Raw genomic sequence first — 17,343 nt, 5'->3', positions numbered from 1 at the left:
GTCCACCATCGCGTGCCATGCGTGCGCGCGCCGACACAGGAGACAGCGCTGCTATCCCACGCTCTTCCCCTGTCCCTCACCGCTGCGGGTAACACCGTCGCGGCGGGGAGCAGCAAGGCCGCCGAGTTCCATGGTCCGTCGATCAACGAGTTCTTCCCGGATGCGATCTTCTTCGCGGGGACGCCCTTCGAGATCGACCGACTCGTCATCATCCGGTTCGTCGCCGTCGCGGTCCTGCTGCTGATCGGCATCATCGGGACCCGTTCGCTCAAGCTCGTGCCCGGCCGCGGCCAGGCACTCATCGAGTACGCGTTCGACGTCGTCCGCCGGAACACCTTCGACAACCTGGGTGAGAAGGACGGCAAGCGGTTCCTGCCGATCCTCGCGACGATCTTCTTCTCCGTGCTGTTCCTGAACCTCACGGGTCTGATCCCCGGGTTCAACCTGCAGGGCACGAGCCGCATCGCGTACCCGATGATCCTCGCGGTCGTCGCGTACATCGCGTTCATCTACGCGGGCCTCCGCAAGCACCCCGGGACGTTCCTGCGCAACGCGCTGTTCCCGCCCGGGGTCCCGTGGCCGCTCTACATCATCGTGACGCCGATCGAGCTCGTCTCGACCTTCGTGCTCCGCCCGGTGACGCTGACGCTGCGACTCCTGATGAACATGGTCGTCGGCCACCTGCTGCTCGTCCTGTTCTTCGCTGCGACGCAGTTCTTCTTCTTCGACAGCGAAGGCCTGTTCAAGCTCTTCGGCGTCGGGACGCTCGCGTTCGGCATCGCGTTCAGCTTCTTCGAGATCCTGGTCGCGCTGCTGCAGGCCTACGTCTTCATGCTGCTGACCGCGGTGTACATCCAGCTCGCGCTGGCTGACGAGCACTGACCAACGACCTGTACTGACCCCCAATACGGCACGGCATCCGCCGGGCCGCATCTTGAAAGGAAAACACGTGGACGCAACGACCGTTCTCGCGGAAATCTCCGGCAACATCGCGACGGTGGGCTACGGCCTCGCGGCGATCGGCCCGGCCATCGGCGTGGGCATCGTCGTCGGCAAGACGATCGAGTCCGTCGCTCGCCAGCCGGAGCTCCAGGGCCGTCTGACGACCCTCATGTACATCGGTATCGCCTTCACCGAGGCGCTCGCCTTCATCGGCATCGCCACGTACTTCATCTTCACCAACTAAGGCCTCTCGATGCAGAACGCACTCATCATCGCGGCCGAGGAGACGCACAGTCCCCTCGTCCCGCCGCTATACGACATCGTCTGGTCGCTGGTCGCGTTCATCGTCATCCTGCTGGTCTTCTGGCGGGTCATCATCCCGCGGATCACGAAGATGCTCGACGAGCGCACCGAGGCCATCGAGGGTGGCATCAAGAAGGCGGAGGCTGCTCAGGAGCAGGCCGCTGCCGCGCTCGACGAGTACAACAAGCAGCTCGCCGAGGCCCGTGCCGAGGCGTCGCGGATCCGTGAGCAGGCCCGTGCCGACGCGAACGCGATCGGCAACGAGCTGCGCGAGCAGGCGCAGGCCGATGCAGCACGCATCGCCGCGAACGCCCAGGCGCAGATCGAGGCCGAGCGTCAGAGCGCTCTCCAGTCCCTCCGGTCCGAGGTGGGCACCCTTGCCCTCGACCTCGCGTCCGGCGTGATCGGCGAGTCCCTGAAGGACGACGCCAAGTCGAACGCGGTCGTCGACCGCTTCCTCGCTGACCTCGAGGCCTCGCAGGCCGAGAAGACCGGGGAGCACTGAGCATGCGCAGCGCCACCAGAGAAGCACTGGCGTCCACGAGGGCGGTGCTCGCCGACCTCGGCGGTGCAGCCGACCTCGCCGTCGGTGCCGAGATCCTCGCCGCAGGGCGTGCGATCGCCGGTGCGCCGCAGCTGCTCGGTCTGCTGTCCGACCCGACGGCCGACCCGGCCGGCAAGAAGGTCGTCATCGACCGCGTCTTCGCCGGCCAGTCGGCCGCGACGCGTGCGGTCCTGACCGCGGTGGCCGGCTCGCGCTGGTCCTCGCACCAGGACCTCCTCGTCGGCATCGAGGACGCGGGCATCCGCGCCGTCGCCGCCACGGCACCGTCGGGGACCTCGATCGAGGCCGAACTGTTCTCCTTCGAGACCGCCGTCCGTTCGGACGCCGACCTCGAGCTGGCGCTGGGCACCAAGCTCGGCAGCCCGTCGGAGAAGAGCGGACTGGTCGAACGACTGCTCGGTGGCAAGGTCTCGGCGCAGACGATCGCGATCCTGTCGCACCTCGTGCAGCAGCCCCGCGGCCGTCGCATCGGTGAACTGGTCCGCGACGCCTCTCGCATCGTGGCCGACCAGGCGGGCAAGCTCGTCGCGACGGTCATCACCGCTGCACCGCTCTCGGACGGTCAGGCGGCTCGCGTCGCCCGCGGCCTGTCCGAGAAGTACGGCAAGGACATCAGCATCAACCACGTGGTCGACCCCTCGGTCGTCGGCGGGGTCCGGGTGCAGCTCGGCGGCGACGTCATCGACGGCACCGTGTCCACGCGGCTCTCGGAGCTCCGGCTCCAGCTCGCCGGCTAGGCGTACCGTCGAAGCCGCTCCTCCCAAGTCCACAACGGGAACTGCTCAAGTCAGCAGCGTCACCCTCTCGGAGCCGAAGGGCCCCGGAAACCAACAAGGAAAATCCCATGGCAGACATCACCATCAGCCCCGATGAGATCCGTGATGCCCTGAAGGACTTCGTCTCGAACTACGAGCCGACGAAGGCCTCCACGGCCGAGGTCGGGCACGTCATCGACGCCGGCGACGGCATCGCGCACGTCGAGGGCCTCCCCGGCGTCATGGCGAACGAGCTCATCCGCTTCGAGGACGGCACGCTCGGCCTCGCGCAGAACCTCGACGAAGACGAGATCGGCGCCATCGTGCTCGGCGAGTTCGCCGGCGTCGAAGAGGGCCAGGAAGTCACCCGCACGGGCGAGGTCCTCTCCGCCCCCGTGGGCGACGGCTTCCTCGGTCGCGTCGTCGACCCGCTCGGCGCACCGATCGACGGTCTCGGCGAGATCCCGGCCGAGGGTCGTCGTGCCCTCGAGCTCCAGGCTCCCGGCGTCATGTCCCGCAAGTCGGTGCACGAGCCGCTCCAGACCGGCATCAAGGCCATCGACGCGATGATCCCCGTCGGCCGCGGTCAGCGTCAGCTGATCATCGGCGACCGCCAGACCGGCAAGACGGCCATCGCGATCGACACGATCATCAACCAGAAGGCCAACTGGGAGTCGGGCGACGAGAACAAGCAGGTCCGCTGCATCTACGTCGCCATCGGCCAGAAGGGCTCCACGATCGCCTCCGTCAAGGGTGCGCTCGAGGACGCCGGCGCGATGGAGTACACGACCATCGTCGCCGCTCCGGCCTCCGACCCGGCCGGCTTCAAGTACCTCGCCCCCTACACCGGCTCGGCCATCGGCCAGCACTGGATGTACCAGGGCAAGCACGTCCTCATCATCTTCGATGACCTGTCGAAGCAGGCCGAGGCCTACCGTGCGGTGTCGCTCCTCCTGCGTCGTCCGCCGGGCCGCGAGGCCTACCCGGGTGACGTCTTCTACCTGCACTCCCGTCTGCTGGAGCGTTGCGCGAAGCTGTCCGACGAGCTCGGCGCCGGTTCGATGACGGGTCTCCCGATCATCGAGACCAAGGCGAACGACGTCTCGGCGTACATCCCGACCAACGTCATCTCCATCACCGACGGTCAGATCTTCCTGCAGTCGGACCTGTTCAACGCGAACCAGCGTCCGGCCGTCGACGTGGGCATCTCGGTGTCCCGAGTCGGTGGTGACGCGCAGGTCAAGTCGATCAAGAAGGTCTCCGGCACGCTGAAGCTCGAGCTCGCGCAGTACCGATCGCTCGAGGCGTTCGCGATGTTCGCGTCCGACCTCGACCAGGCGTCGCGTCGTCAGCTCGAGCGCGGTGCGCGTCTGACCGAGCTCCTCAAGCAGCCGCAGTACTCGCCGTACCCGGTCGAGGAGCAGGTCGTCTCGATCTGGGCCGGCACGAACGGCAAGCTCGACGAGGTCCCCGTGGCCGACGTCCTGCGCTTCGAGTCCGAGCTGCTCGAGCACCTCCGCCGCAACTCGGAGGTCCTGACCACGCTGCGTGAGACGAACCAGCTGAGCGACGAGACCGTCGCCGAGCTCGGTTCGCAGATCGACGCGTTCAAGAAGGGCTTCCAGACGAGCGACGGCAAGACGCTCGGGTCCGAGCAGTTCGAGGCCGCTTCGGCCGAGGACGTCGACCAGGAGCAGATCGTCAAGGGTCGTCGCTAGATGGCAGCGCAGGTCCGGGTCTACCGACAGCGAATCAAGTCCGCGAAGACCACGAAGAAGGTCACGCGCGCCATGGAGTTGATCTCGGCGTCGCGGATCCAGAAGGCGCAGGCCCGCATGGCCGCGTCGGGTCCGTACTCGCGGGCCGTGACGCGTGCGGTGTCGGCCGTGGCGACGTTCTCGAACGTCGACCACGTCCTCACCACCGAGCCGGAGTCGTCGACGCGGGCAGCTGTCGTGCTGTTCACGTCGGACCGCGGTCTCAACGGCGCGTTCAGCACCAACGTCCTCAAGCAGGGCGAGGAGCTCGCCTCCCTGCTCCGCAGCGAGGGCAAGGACGTCGTGTTCTACCTGGTCGGGCGCAAGTCCGTCGGGTACTTCGCGTTCCGTGAGCGTGCGTCGGAGCAGCAGTGGGTCGGCAACACCGACCAGCCGGAGTTCTCGACGGCGAAGGAGATCGGCGACGCCGTCGTGGCGAAGTTCCTCCAGGACACGGCGGAGGGCGGCGTGGACGAGATCCACATCGTCTTCAACCGCTTCCTGAGCCTCGCCACGCAGGAGCCGCAGGTCGTCCGGCTGCTCCCGCTCGAGGTCGTCGAGGGTGTCGAGGCACCGTCGAACGACGAGCCGCTGCCGCTGTACGAGTTCGAGCCGGATGCGGACGCGGTGCTCGACGCACTGCTCCCGGTCTACATCGAGAGCCGCATCTTCAACGCCATGCTGCAGTCGGCTGCCTCCGAGCACGCCGCCCGTCAGAAGGCGATGAAGGCGGCGAGCGACAACGCCGACTCGCTCATCCGCGACTTCACGCGTCTCGCGAACAACGCCCGACAGGCCGAGATCACCCAGCAGATCTCCGAGATCGTCGGCGGCGCCGACGCCCTCTCGTCGAAGAAGAAGTAGTCCGCGTCGTTCGCGGACAGTTACCCACCCTCAGGAAGGCACCAGCCATGACCGACACCGCAACCACCGCGGTCGAGACGTCGTCGGCGCCCGGTGTCGGCCGGATCGCCCGTGTCACGGGCCCCGTCGTCGACATCGAGTTCCCGCACGACGCCATCCCCGAGATGTACAACCTCCTGTTCACGACCATCACCATCGGTGACTCGTCGCAGGAGATCGGCCTCGAGGTCGCGCAGCACCTCGGCGACGACCTCGTCCGCGCCATCTCCCTGAAGCCGACCGACGGTCTGGTCCGTGGCCAGGAGGTCCGTGACTCGGGCGCTCCGATCTCGGTCCCCGTCGGCGACGTCACCAAGGGCAAGGTCTTCGACGTGCTGGGCAACGTGCTCAACACCGACGAGAAGCTCGAGATCACCGAGCGCTGGCCGATCCACCGCAAGGCGCCGGCCTTCGACCAGCTCGAGTCGAAGACCTCCATGTTCGAGACCGGCATCAAGTCGATCGACCTCCTCACGCCGTACGTGCAGGGTGGCAAGATCGGCCTCTTCGGTGGTGCGGGCGTCGGCAAGACGGTCCTCATCCAGGAGATGATCCAGCGCGTCGCGCAGGACCACGGTGGTGTGTCGGTGTTCGCCGGTGTCGGCGAGCGCACCCGTGAGGGCAACGACCTCATCGGCGAGATGGAAGAGGCGGGCGTCTTCGACAAGACCGCCCTCGTGTTCGGCCAGATGGACGAGCCGCCGGGAACGCGTCTGCGCGTGGCCCTGTCGGCGCTGACGATGGCGGAGTACTTCCGCGATGTCCAGAAGCAGGACGTGCTCCTCTTCATCGACAACATCTTCCGCTTCACGCAGGCAGGTTCCGAGGTCTCCACGCTGCTCGGTCGCATGCCGTCCGCGGTGGGCTACCAGCCCAACCTCGCCGACGAGATGGGTGTGCTCCAGGAGCGCATCACCTCGACGCGTGGTCACTCGATCACCTCGCTGCAGGCGATCTACGTGCCGGCCGACGACTACACCGACCCGGCTCCGGCGACCACGTTCGCGCACCTCGACGCCACGACCGAGCTCTCCCGTGAGATCGCGTCGCAGGGTCTGTACCCGGCCATCGACCCGCTGACCTCCACGTCGCGGATCATGGACCCCCGGTACCTGGGCGCCGACCACTACGAGACGGCGACGCGCGTCAAGCAGATCCTCCAGAAGAACAAGGAACTGCAGGAGATCATCGCCATCCTCGGTGTCGACGAGCTCTCCGAAGAGGACAAGATCACGGTCGAGCGCGCTCGTCGTATCCAGCAGTTCCTCTCGCAGAACACCTACATGGCCAAGAAGTTCACGGGTGTCGAGGGTTCGACGGTCCCGCTCAAGGACACGATCGAGTCCTTCCGCGCGATCGCCGACGGCGAGTTCGACCACGTGGCCGTGCAGGCCTTCTTCAACGTCGGTGGCATCAACGACGTCGAAGAGAAGTGGGCGCAGATCCAGAAGGAGAACCGCTGACATGGCGGCACTCACCGTGAGCGTCGTCTCGGCCGACCGCGAGGTCTGGTCGGGAGACGCCACCATGGTCGTCGCTCGCACGACGGAGGGCCAGATCGGTATCCTCGCGGGACACGAGCCGCTGCTCGCGACCCTCGCACAGGGTCAGGTCCGCATCACCCGAGCCGACGGCTCGACGGTGGCGGCGGACGCCGAGGACGGCTTCCTGTCGGTCGAGCACGACACGGTCACGATCGTGGCGCGGCAAGCCGCGCTGGCGTCCTGACCGGACTGACCGTCCTCCTCCCGCCTTCGGAGACGAAGCGGGAGGGTGGGGACACGGACCGCACGCTCGACCTGCGTGCGCTGTCGTTCCCGGAACTGGCTGCAGAACGGGCCGCGGTGATCACCGCGGCCCGTTCCGTCAGTTCTGAGGAGTCCTCTGCCCGGACGGCGTTGAAGCTCGGCCCGAAGTCGATCGAGGAGCGGTTCCGCAACCTCGCACTCGACACCTCGGGCACGATGCCGGCGATCGACCGGTACACCGGGGTGCTCTACGACCCGCTCGGGGCGCTCGACGCGGACGCCGTGACCCGTGCGTGGTGGTTCGACCACGTCGTGGTGCAGTCTGCGATGTTCGGCCCCCTCGGCGGTGGTGACCCGATCCCGGCCTACCGGCTCTCGCACGACTCGCGGCTCGGCAGCATCCGTCTGGCCTCGCACTGGCCGGGGGTCTCGGCGCGCGTGATCGCTGAGCGCACCGAAGGTGGCCTCGTGCTGGATCTCCGGTCCGAGGGGTACCGGCAGCTCGGTCCGGTGTCCCATGCCGTCGCGCCGCGCGTGGTGAGCGTGGACGGCACCGGGCGCCGGAAGGCCCTGAACCACTGGAACAAGACCGCGAAGGGCCGCCTGGTGGCGTTGCTCGGCCGTTCCGGTGCAGCGGTTTCGTCGATGGCGGAGCTCGTCGACTGGGCGTCCGAGCACGGCGTGGTCTTCGAACAGCATGCAGGAGGGTGGGACCTCGTGGCCGAGAGCCTCGAACCCGCCTCGGTCTGACGCCCGCCGACTCGTTCCTCCACAGATCGGGTGGGGCGGGTCGCCTTCCACAGACGGCCGCCGCGGGCCTGCCTGGAGGCGCGGTGTGCGTTTCGATGTCGACATGATCCCCCTGACGACACGAACCCTCGACGAAGCCGCTGTGCGCTACCCGCGTGAGATCGCAGCAGCGGTCACACTCCCGGCAGCGTGCGCGGCGCTCGTCGCGCCCGGCGCGGGGCCGCTGCCGCGCACCGCCGCGATCGCGGTGCTGACCGCCTGCGGGGCGCTCGCGCCCCGCTTCGCGCTGATCGACTTCCTCGCGGCGCGGGATGAACCCGAGCCGCGTGGCATCGTCGCGTTCAACCCCTTCCACGACGAGACGCCGCCGGCGCTGCGTGGCTGGGGGCCGGAGCCGGACCGCGCCCGGGTGCGGATCGCAGGAGACCGGTGCGCGGAAGCCTGGCAGCGGTGGCGGACCGAGGACCCGTCGGCGGACACCGCGACGGGCGCAGCCGGTGCCCTTGCGATCGCCTCGTGGTGCTCGTGGGCACTCGGGTCGACCGCTCGTGCGCAGACCCGCGCGCAGCACGCGCTCGACACCTGTGCGAGCGACCCGCTCGCGGCGGTCGTCCTGCGCTCGGTCCGAGCCGGGAGCGGGCCGGTGTGGGAGCGCCGATGACGACCGGGGGACAGGATCGTCTACGGTGGTGTGCGACCACGCTTGGAGGGCTCGGTTGCGCGACGACGACATCGACGACACCGTCATCCGGCGACCGCGGGTGCAGCCCTCCGGCGACCGGGTGGGCGACGCCCTCGACGACACGGTCATCCGCGCCGTCCCGACGGTCCCCGGCCGGCCGGACATCGGTGCGGACGACGACACCGTGATCCGCCCGGTCGCCGCGCCGCGCCCGACCGACGACGCGCTCGACGACACGGTCGTGCGCGCGCCGACGCGACCGGACGACGGCGTGACCGCGTCCGTCGGAGCCGAGCCGCGCCTCCAGGCCGACCCAGCCGCACCGCAGACCAGGGTGCCCTCGATCCGGATCGGTGACCGCGTGCTCCGCCTCGACCGCCCCGTGATCGTCGGGCGGCGACCCACGCTGCCGCGGATCCTGCGCGGCGCGACCCCGGAACTCGTGACGGTGCCGTCGGCGGCCGGTCAGGTGTCCTCCTCGCACGTGCTCGTGCACGCCGAGGGGGAGGCGACGGTCGTCGACGACCTCCGGTCGACCAACGGGACGGTGGTGCGACCAGCCGGCGCAGCGCCGTTCCGGATGCCGTCCGGTGCCTCGAACGTCGTCCTGACGGGTACGGTTGTCGAGATCGGTGACGGCAACGTCATCGAGGTCCTCTCGCCGTACCACCGGGTCGCACCGACGGCGGGGGACCTCCCGCCACTTCCCACGTGGCCGTCCGATCCACCAGCCGGCACGCCCCGAACCCCCAGAGAGCGATCCTGAAACGTGACCGAACTCGGCCGAGCAGCGACTGCGCACGCCATCGACGTCCCCGGTGCCGACGGTGCCACACTGACGCTGTCGTGGGGAGCGGCGACCGACGTCGGCCGCCGTCGCGACCACAACGAGGACAGCTACATCGTGGGGGCGCCGTTCTTCGTCGTCGCCGACGGGATGGGCGGTCACCTCGCGGGCGACCGTGCCAGCGATGCCGTCGTCCGTCGCCTCGAGCAGGCGACCGAGAGCGACTTCTCGTCGCGGCAGGCCATCCAGCGGGCGCTGCTGCTCGCCACGGCCGACATCGAGCGTGCCGCCGGCGGCAACGCGATCGGCGCGGGGACCACCGTCACGGGGATCGCCCTCGTCGCGTCCCACGGTCAGCCGGCCGCCCTCGTCTTCAACGTCGGCGACTCGCGGACGTACCGGATCGAGGACGGCGTGCTCCGTCGCGTGACGGTCGACCACTCGGTCGTGCAGGAGATGGTGGACGCCGGGCTGCTGCGGGCGGAGGACGCCGAACGCCACCCCGACAGCAACGTCATCACGCGTGCCGTGGGCTTCGGCGAGCCGCCGGAGCCGGACTGGTGGACGCTGCCGCTGCGTGCCGGCGACCGCTACATCGTCTGCTCGGACGGTCTGACCAAGGAGCTCGGTGACGGCGGGATCGGTCGCATCGCCGCGCGCGAGCCGAGTGCCCAGGGCCTGGCCGAACGCCTGGTGGGCGACGCGGTGGTCGCCGGCGGCCGGGACAACGTGACGGTCGTCGTCGTGCAGGTCGACGACGCACCGGACGACGGTGACGTGGAAGACACGCTGCCGCGCCACTGAGGGTGACCCCCCGAACTGGGGGAGTGCCGACCCGCTGCCCGATGCGGTGTGCGGAATGTCGGTCACCCACGGTTCGTACAATGGCAGGGCCGTGACGAGAGAGCTGGCCGCTCGGCCGGGGAGGAGGGCACGATGGCGAGACGCCTGCCGTCCACGCCACCCGTGATCCCCGGGTTCAGCCCCGTGCACGTCCTCGGGTCGGGCGGGTTCGCCGACGTGTTCCTGTACGAACAGGACATGCCGCGACGCCAGGTCGCCGTGAAGGTGCTCCTCGACGAGGTCGTCGACGACCGCGTCCGCCAGATGTTCCAGGCCGAGGCGAACCTGATGGCCCGCCTCAGCACGCACCCGTCGATCCTCACGGTGTTCCAGGCGAGCGTGGCGTCCGACGGGCGTCCGTACCTGGTCATGGAACTGTGCTCGTCGTCGCTCAGCGAGCGGTACCGCCGCGAGCCGATCCCGGTGTCCGAGGTGCTGTCGATCGGCATCCGCATCGGGTCCGCACTCGAGACGGCGCACCGCGAGGGCGTGCTCCACCGCGACATCAAGCCGTCGAACATCCTGCTGACGGCGTACGGTAACCCCGTCCTGTCCGACTTCGGCATCGCCGCGACGATCGGCGGCACGGACCCCGACGAGCCCGTCGGCATGTCCATCCCGTGGTCGGCGCCCGAGGTGCTCATCGACGAGTCCCGCGGCACCATCCAGTCCGAGGTGTACTCGCTGGCGGCAACGGTGTTCTCGCTGCTCGCCGGCCGCAGCCCCTTCGAGGTGCGCGGTGGCAAGAACGGCGCCGCCGACCTGATGAGCCGCATCGACAAGGGTGGCGTGAAGGCGACGGGGCGTACCGACGTCCCGCCGTCGCTCGAGCGCCTGCTCGCCGCGGCCATGTCGCGCAGGGTCGCCGGTCGACCGTCGACCGTGATGGAACTCGTCCGCGGGTTCCAGCAGGTCGAAGCCGAGCTCGGCATCCCCCAGACCGCGGCCGACGTCGCGGTCGAGGCGTGGGCCGTCGCGACCCCGACGCCGGACGGCGACCGCACGATGATCCGGGAGCTCCAGCCGCCGACGCGTGTGGGGGCTCGGCGCCGGACCCGCAAGGCCGTCCAGGGCGGATCGTCGGCTGCTGCGTCGCAGAGCGTCGGCACCGTGCACCGCACCGGTTCCGTCACCCGCGCCCGACGTCGGTCCCGTTCCACCCTGGTATGGGCGACGTGCCTCGCGGTGGTCGTCGTCGCGGCGCTGGCCATCGCCACCGTGGTGGTCGTCGGACGCCTGGGCAGCGGAGCCATCCCCGTCGTGTCGGACGTCCAGGCGGCATCGACCGCGTCCTCCGTCACGTTCACCTGGGACGACCCGGGGCTCCGCAACGGCGACACGTACGTCATCTCGTCGAACGGCGCAGCCAGCCAGCAGACCGGCGCCCGTTTCGTCGTCTCCGGGAAGAAGGGCGACGAGGAGTGCATCGCCGTCGCGGTCAACCGGGACGGCAAGACCGGCGTGGCCAGCGCCCAGAAGTGCGCCACGATCGGGAGCGCCGGGTGATCCGCGCGCTCCTCGCCAAGCACCGTTCGGCCGCGGTGACCGTCGCTGCGTCCATCGTCGTCGGCGCGGTCGTCGCGACCGCCGCCGTCGCCTCCACCGGGTACCACACCCAGCGCGTCGACCTCGGTGACGGCACCGTCTGGGTGCCGTCGGCCGAGTACGGCGCGGTCGGCCGCGCCAACACCGGCGTCCTGCAGCTGAACACCGCGGTCGAGACCGCGAGCGACAGCCTCTCCGTCCTGCAGCGCGGCTCCACCGTGTACAGCGTCGACGCCACGAAGGGGACCGTGGCGAAGGTCGACGTCGCCGACGCAACCGTCGCCGACCCGGTGACCCTGCCCGCCGGTTCGCCGCAGGTGTTCTTCGCGGGCTCCACAGCGGTCATCGGCAACGGCGACACCGGGGAGCTGTGGGCGACGCCGGCGAAGGACCTCGGCGAGTTCGACGCGTCGACGAAGGCGGACCTCACACTCGGCGCCGACGCGGTCTTCGACGCCTCCGACGAGCACGTCGCGGTCTACTCCCCGAAGACCGGGACGGCGTCGCTCGTCGACGTCGGCACGACCCTGACGGTGGCCGAGCGCTGGACCGTCAAGATGGACCGCGCCGACGACTTCCAGGTCGCGTCGTTCGGGGACCACGTCGCGGTGCTCGACCGGACCTCGGGCGAAGTGTCCGTCGACGGTGACACGGTGGACCTCGGCGACCGCGTCGGGACGTCCCCCTCGCTCCAGCGGTCCACGGACGACGGCTCCGAGGTCGTCGTCGCGGGGACAGCGGGGCTCGTCCGCGTCTCCGCGTCGGGCAACGTCGACGCGACCGCCCTCAGGGTGTCCGGTCGGGCGGCCCGGCCGACCGTCGTCGGGTCCTGCACCTACGCCGCGTGGGCAGGCGGGCAGGCGATCGACACCTGCCGTGGCAGCGCGCTCCAGCGGTTGGCCAGCACGGCGGGCACGAGCGACCTCCAGATCCTGCACAACGGCGAGACGGTCGTCGCGAACGACCCGCAGAGCGGTCGCTCGTGGGCGATCGACCGCAGCGGTCAGTTGATCGACAACTGGTCCGACCTCATCAAGAAGGACGACGATCAGCAGCAGGAGCAGGTTTCCGACGACGACCCGGAGGTCGAGAAGGACCAGAAGCCGCCGGTCGCGGTCGACGACGACCTGGGCGCTCGTCCGGGACGCACCACGAGCCTCCCGGTCCTGCTGAACGACTACGACCCGAACGGCGACCCGATCGTCATCAGCGAGGTCGGCACGGTCGACGACGCCGTCGGTGACGTCGCGATCGTCGGCGACGGTCAACGCCTGCAGATCACGCTGGCGGCACGCGCCAGCGGCACGGTGTCGTTCCCGTACACGATCACGGACGGCAACGGCGGTTCGGACACGGCGACCGTGAAGGTCACCGTCCGTCCCGACTCGGCCAACGACCCGCCGAGGCAGGCGCGGGACACGTCGGCGGACGTGGTGCAGAACGGCCACGTCGTCACGAACGTGCTCGGCGACTGGGTGGACCCCGACGGGGACCCCGTGTACCTGAAGTCGGCGACGGCGTCCGACGGCGACCGGGTGTCGACCACGCCGGACGGCCTCCTCGACTACCGCAACGCCAGTGGCCGGACGGGCGACCGCGCCGTGCAGCTCGTCGTCAGCGACGGTCGTGCCGACGGCCGCGGCTCGGTCACGGTCCACGTCGCGAAGCAGGGGAGCGTGCCCCTTTACGCCGATCCCTTCCCGGTGCAGGGGTACGCCGGCAAGGCCTTCAGCGTCGACCCGCTCGACCACGTGCGCGGCGGCAACGGCACCGTCACGTTGACGAGCGTCTCCTCGGCCTCGGGGCTGACCGTCACGCCGAGCTACGACGCCGGGACCTTCCGCGTGCTCGGGGCCAGCGCCGGCGACCACCAGCTCGAGTACACCGTCACGGACGGCACGAAGACGACCAGCGGCGTCGTGCGGATCACGATCCTCGCGCCACCGGACGCGTCGACCGCGCCGATCACGACACCGAAGACCGTGTTCGTCAACACCCTGTCCACGAAGGACACGGACGTCACCGCGACGGACATCGACCCCGCTGGCGGCGTGCTCCTGGTTACCGCGCTGACCGGGCCGGAGCGGGGGTCCGGCGTGCAGGCGAGTATCCTCGACCAGCACACCGTCCGCGTCACGCTGACCGCGCCGCTCGACGGACCCGTGTCGTTCGGGTACACCGAGACCAACGGGCTCGCCTCGGCGACCGGGACGATCACCGTCGTCGAGATCCCGAAGCCGGACCGCATCCAGCCGCCGGTCGCCCAGCCCGACACCGCGACCGTGCGGGTCGGCGACGTCGCCAACATCGACGTGCTCGCGAACGACACCCAGCCCGAGGGCGAACCGCTCACACTCCAGCCCGAGCTCGTGCAGAACGTCCCGGGCGACGGCGGGCTGCTCTTCGCATCGGGCGACCACCTCCGCTACCTCGCGCCGAACACGCCGGGCAGCTACACGGCCGTGTACCGCGTCGCCGGACCGGACGGGCAGTACGCCGACGCGACCGTCTCCATCTCCGTGCGGGAGCAGGACGCAGCGACGAACAACCCGCCCGTCCTGCAGACCGTCACCGCGCGCGTCGTCGCCGGGCAGTCGGTCCGGGTGTCGATCCCCCTGAACGGCATCGACCCCGACGGCGACTCGGTGCAGCTCGTCGGCGTCGCGTCCAACCCGGACAAGGGCTCGGTGAGCGACGTGGCGTCCGACTCCCTGACCTACGAGGCCGGCGACTACTCGGCCGGGACCGACGAGTTCACCTACACGGTCGTCGACGCCCTCGGCGCCCGCGCCACCGGCACCGTGCGCGTCGGGATCGCCCCGCGTGCCGAACAGGCGTCGAACCCCGTCGCCGAGGCCGACCACGTCACCATCCGACCCGGCGGCTCCGTCACCGTCCGCGTCCTGCAGAACGACTCCGACCCCGAGGGCGGTCAGCTGACCGTCACCGCGGCGGAGCCCACGGCGGAGGACGTCACGGCGAAGGTCCTGCAGAAGCAGCAGATCCGAGTCACCCCGCCCAAGACCGCCAAGAACGGTGACTACGCCGTCCTGTACACGGTCGCGAACGAGAACGGCGGAGCCAGCACCGCGTTCCTCACCGTCACCGTCGACCCGGACGCACAACCACTGCGCCCGGAGGTCGACGACACGACGCTCGACCTGCAGGACATCCTGCACCGGCAGAGCGTCACCGTCGACGTGCTCGACAACGTGTTCTTCGCCGAGGGCACCACGGCCGACCTGCAGGTCGGTGTCGTGGACGGCTACGGCGACACCGCGCGCACCACCGACGACCAGCGGATCGTCGTCCGCCTGACCGACGACTCGCAGGTGATCCCGTTCTCGGTCGCTCGGATCGACCACCCGGACATCGTGTCCTACGGCTTCATCCACGTGCCCGGTTTCGACGACGCGCTGCCCCAGGTCAACCGGACGGCCGGCGCGATCACCGTCAAGAGCGAGGCCACCGTCCGGATCCCGCTGTCGAAGTACGTGGTGACGGCGAACGGCCAGACGGCGAAGATCACGGACGACGGCACCGTGAAGGCGACGCACGCCAACGGGCAGGACCTCGTCGTCGATTCGTCGAACCTGCAGTTCACCTCGTCGAAGCTCTACTACGGCAACGCCTCGATCTCGTTCGAGGTCACCGACGGATCGAACGCGAACGGCGGGAAGGGTCGCGTCGCGACGCTCGTGCTGCCGATCAAGGTGACGCCCCGGTCGAACCAGCCGCCCGCGTTCACCGGCTCCGCGGTGGACATGCAGCCGGGGGAGTCGCGCACGATCGACCTCACCAAGCTCACCGACTACCCGTACCCGAAGGACCTGCCGGAGCTCCGCTACTCGGTCGTCAGCAAGCCCTCGGACGGCACGACCGCCACGATCTCCGGGCAGAAGCTGACCGTCAAGGTCGCCGACACCGCGAAGAAGAACACCACGGCCGCCATCGGCATCGGCGTCGCCGACGACGCGAACCAGGGCCGGAGCGGCGTCGTGAACGTCGACGTGGTCGCGTCCACCCGACCGCTCGTCCAACCCGGTGCCGACAAGTCGGTCACGAAGCGCGGCGAGACGACGACCATCGACGTGCTCGCCAACGACCAGCCGACGAACCCGTTCCCCGAGCAGCGACTGCGCGTCGTGAACATCCGTGGGCTCTCCGGCGGGCTGCCCGGCGGCGTGACGGTCACCCCGAGCGCGGACAAGTCCCGTCTGCAGGTGAGCGTGTCCGCGAACGCCAAGCCCGTCGACACGCACCTGCAGTACCAGGTCGCCGACGCCACCGACGATCCGGACCGGTACGTGTGGGGCGACGTGACGATCTCGGTGCAGGACGTCCCGGACGCACCCGGTGCCCCGACCCGCACCGGGTCGTACGAGGGCGGTCAGGCCACGCTGACCTGGTCGACCCCGCAGGCGAACAACTCGCCCATCACGGGGTACCGACTGCAGGGCACGAACGGCGTCGCGAAGGACTGCGGCACCGCGACGGTCTGCACCATCACCGGCCTCGACCCGAAGTCGTCGTACCAGTTCTCGGTGGTCGCGAAGAACGCGATCGGTGACTCCGCGGCCTCGCCGAACTCGGCACCGATCAGTGCCGACTTCGTCCCGGCGCCGCCGACCGGGATCACCGTCTCGCCGAGCAAGAGCACCCCGAACCAGCTCGACGTGAGCTGGAACCGGGTCGGTGCGCCGAACAACGGCACGGCGGTCGACAACTACGTCGTGTCGATCGAGGGTCCGGGGCTGTCCACCTCGAAGAACACCGGGACGGCCACGAGCACGTCCTTCACCGGCGCCCAGAGTGCGGCGCAGTACACGGTGACCGTGTCGGCCCGCAACGGTGCGGACCGCAACGGCACGGTGGTGCAGTGGAACTCCGGCACCGGCACCGGAACCGCTGTCGGCAGCCCGGCCACACCTCGCCTGAGCGCCAACGGGAACCGACAGGGCTCCCGGACCGCCGTCGCGTTGAGCGCGAGCGAGTCTGACTGGGGTGGCGGGAACCCGAGCTGGCGGATCGCGAAGTACTCCGCCGGCACGCCGATCCCGTCGGGCTGCTCGACCTCCGGCGCCGAGTACGTGTGGACCGACTCGACTGCCTCGGACACGATCACCAGCCAGTACCGGTACGTCGCACTCGCCGACAACGGGCTGTTCTGCACGGCGTCGCAGCCCGCGAGCGTCGAGGGCTACCAGACGCCGGACGCCCCGACCGGCACGGTCACGGTCGATGCCGACCCGGGCAACCGACAGAACTACGTCGTGAACCTGCGCGCCGACGGTTCCACCTCGTACCTGTACTACTCGGTGAACGGTGGATCGTCTGTGCGGTTCAGCGGTTCCACCTCGATCGGTGCTGGTGCTGGCTTCGGCATCGTGTCCAGGGTCGTGTTCACGTCCTGCGCTGTCGACGGCGACTACTGCGCATCGAGCGCGGAAGCAAAGGGGACCGCCTACACGACGCGCGCGAGCGTCACTGGCGCTGTCGTCGGGCAGGCGCCCGTCATCAACGCGCCGGACAACAACGGAAACTTGCAGCCAAGTTCCTACAAGATCACGTACTGCACGAATGGGCTGTTCGGGTCTTGCACGGACACGAACCCGACGACATCGAAACCGTGGACTACAAGCGATGCTGTGCCGAGTGGGTACGACACGATCAAGGTCCAGGCCACGGTGAACGACAGTCAGGACCCGGACGGTGCAGTGCGCTCGATCGATCCGGCGAACGACAACTGACCATCCCCGAGAA

The 17,343-nt window shown here is 69.5% G+C and carries 14 protein-coding genes; all 14 read left to right on the top strand.

Annotation, left to right across the window (positions count from 1 at the left end):
- Positions 1–21: 21 nt before the first annotated feature.
- The 14 genes from atpB (at position 22) to ABIC61_RS02160 (ending at position 17,330) form a co-directional block, all read left to right on the top strand.
- Positions 22–882, top strand: a complete 861-nt coding sequence (gene atpB, locus ABIC61_RS02225; protein ID WP_144749550.1) for a F0F1 ATP synthase subunit A — start codon at positions 22–24, stop codon at positions 880–882.
- Positions 883–949: 67 nt separating this feature from the next.
- Positions 950–1,186, top strand: coding sequence for an ATP synthase F0 subunit C (atpE, locus tag ABIC61_RS02220; protein ID WP_070416292.1), 237 nt, complete (start codon positions 950–952; stop codon positions 1,184–1,186).
- 9 nt (positions 1,187–1,195) lie between these two features.
- On the top strand, positions 1,196–1,750 hold the full coding sequence (locus ABIC61_RS02215) for a F0F1 ATP synthase subunit B (RefSeq protein WP_144749552.1): 555 nt from the start codon (positions 1,196–1,198) through the stop codon (positions 1,748–1,750).
- A gap of 2 nt (positions 1,751–1,752) precedes the next feature.
- On the top strand, positions 1,753–2,547 hold the full coding sequence (locus ABIC61_RS02210; RefSeq protein ID WP_354028646.1) for a F0F1 ATP synthase subunit delta: 795 nt from the start codon (positions 1,753–1,755) through the stop codon (positions 2,545–2,547).
- A 107-nt stretch (positions 2,548–2,654) separates the two neighbouring features.
- A complete protein-coding gene (gene atpA, locus ABIC61_RS02205) occupies positions 2,655–4,283 on the top strand; it encodes a F0F1 ATP synthase subunit alpha (protein ID WP_144749556.1) in 1,629 nt (542 codons plus the stop codon).
- Positions 4,284–5,186, top strand: a complete 903-nt coding sequence (locus ABIC61_RS02200; RefSeq protein ID WP_079236203.1) for a F0F1 ATP synthase subunit gamma — start codon at positions 4,284–4,286, stop codon at positions 5,184–5,186.
- Between the two features lie 47 nt (positions 5,187–5,233).
- Positions 5,234–6,688 (top strand): F0F1 ATP synthase subunit beta, encoded by a 1,455-nt coding sequence (atpD, locus tag ABIC61_RS02195; RefSeq protein ID WP_022905457.1) that lies wholly within the window; start codon positions 5,234–5,236, stop codon positions 6,686–6,688.
- A gap of 1 nt (position 6,689) precedes the next feature.
- Positions 6,690–6,953 (top strand): F0F1 ATP synthase subunit epsilon, encoded by a 264-nt coding sequence (locus tag ABIC61_RS02190; protein ID WP_022905458.1) that lies wholly within the window; start codon positions 6,690–6,692, stop codon positions 6,951–6,953.
- Complete coding sequence (locus ABIC61_RS02185; RefSeq protein ID WP_354028719.1) at positions 6,950–7,723, top strand: YaaA family protein; 774 nt, start codon at positions 6,950–6,952, stop codon at positions 7,721–7,723. The genes ABIC61_RS02190 and ABIC61_RS02185 overlap by 4 nt, the downstream gene beginning before the upstream one ends.
- Positions 7,724–7,826: 103 nt before the next feature.
- A complete protein-coding gene (locus ABIC61_RS02180) occupies positions 7,827–8,384 on the top strand; it encodes a hypothetical protein (RefSeq protein ID WP_354028645.1) in 558 nt (185 codons plus the stop codon).
- Between the two features lie 55 nt (positions 8,385–8,439).
- A complete protein-coding gene (locus tag ABIC61_RS02175; RefSeq protein WP_354028644.1) occupies positions 8,440–9,171 on the top strand; it encodes an FHA domain-containing protein in 732 nt (243 codons plus the stop codon).
- 3 nt (positions 9,172–9,174) lie between these two features.
- Positions 9,175–9,996, top strand: coding sequence for a PP2C family protein-serine/threonine phosphatase (locus ABIC61_RS02170; RefSeq protein WP_354028643.1), 822 nt, complete (start codon positions 9,175–9,177; stop codon positions 9,994–9,996).
- A 132-nt stretch (positions 9,997–10,128) separates the two neighbouring features.
- The gene (locus ABIC61_RS02165) at positions 10,129–11,541 is read left to right on the top strand and encodes a serine/threonine-protein kinase (RefSeq protein WP_354028642.1); all 1,413 of its coding nucleotides are present in this window, start codon (positions 10,129–10,131) and stop codon (positions 11,539–11,541) included.
- Positions 11,538–17,330 (top strand): Ig-like domain-containing protein, encoded by a 5,793-nt coding sequence (locus ABIC61_RS02160; protein ID WP_354028641.1) that lies wholly within the window; start codon positions 11,538–11,540, stop codon positions 17,328–17,330. The genes ABIC61_RS02165 and ABIC61_RS02160 overlap by 4 nt, the downstream gene beginning before the upstream one ends.
- Positions 17,331–17,343 lie beyond the last annotated feature (13 nt).

This window comes from Curtobacterium sp. 1544 (assembly GCF_040544915.1).
GTDB lineage: Bacteria > Actinomycetota > Actinomycetes > Actinomycetales > Microbacteriaceae > Curtobacterium > Curtobacterium pusillum_C.
Note: the sequence above shows the minus strand (reverse complement) of the source record. Positions and strands in the feature narration are given on the sequence as shown.

Bases quoted from the DNA above. Each gene is read 5' to 3' on its own strand.
- ABIC61_RS02215 (WP_144749552.1), top strand. From the start codon at position 1,196: ATGCAGAACGCACTCATCATCGCGGCCGAGGAGACGCACAGTCCCCTC.
- ABIC61_RS02210 (WP_354028646.1), top strand. From the start codon at position 1,753: ATGCGCAGCGCCACCAGAGAAGCACTGGCGTCCACGAGGGCGGTGCTC.
- atpA (WP_144749556.1), top strand. From the start codon at position 2,655: ATGGCAGACATCACCATCAGCCCCGATGAGATCCGTGATGCCCTGAAG.
- ABIC61_RS02200 (WP_079236203.1), top strand. From the start codon at position 4,284: ATGGCAGCGCAGGTCCGGGTCTACCGACAGCGAATCAAGTCCGCGAAG.
- atpD (WP_022905457.1), top strand. From the start codon at position 5,234: ATGACCGACACCGCAACCACCGCGGTCGAGACGTCGTCGGCGCCCGGT.
- ABIC61_RS02190 (WP_022905458.1), top strand. From the start codon at position 6,690: ATGGCGGCACTCACCGTGAGCGTCGTCTCGGCCGACCGCGAGGTCTGG.
- ABIC61_RS02180 (WP_354028645.1), top strand. From the start codon at position 7,827: ATGATCCCCCTGACGACACGAACCCTCGACGAAGCCGCTGTGCGCTAC.
- ABIC61_RS02165 (WP_354028642.1), top strand. From the start codon at position 10,129: ATGGCGAGACGCCTGCCGTCCACGCCACCCGTGATCCCCGGGTTCAGC.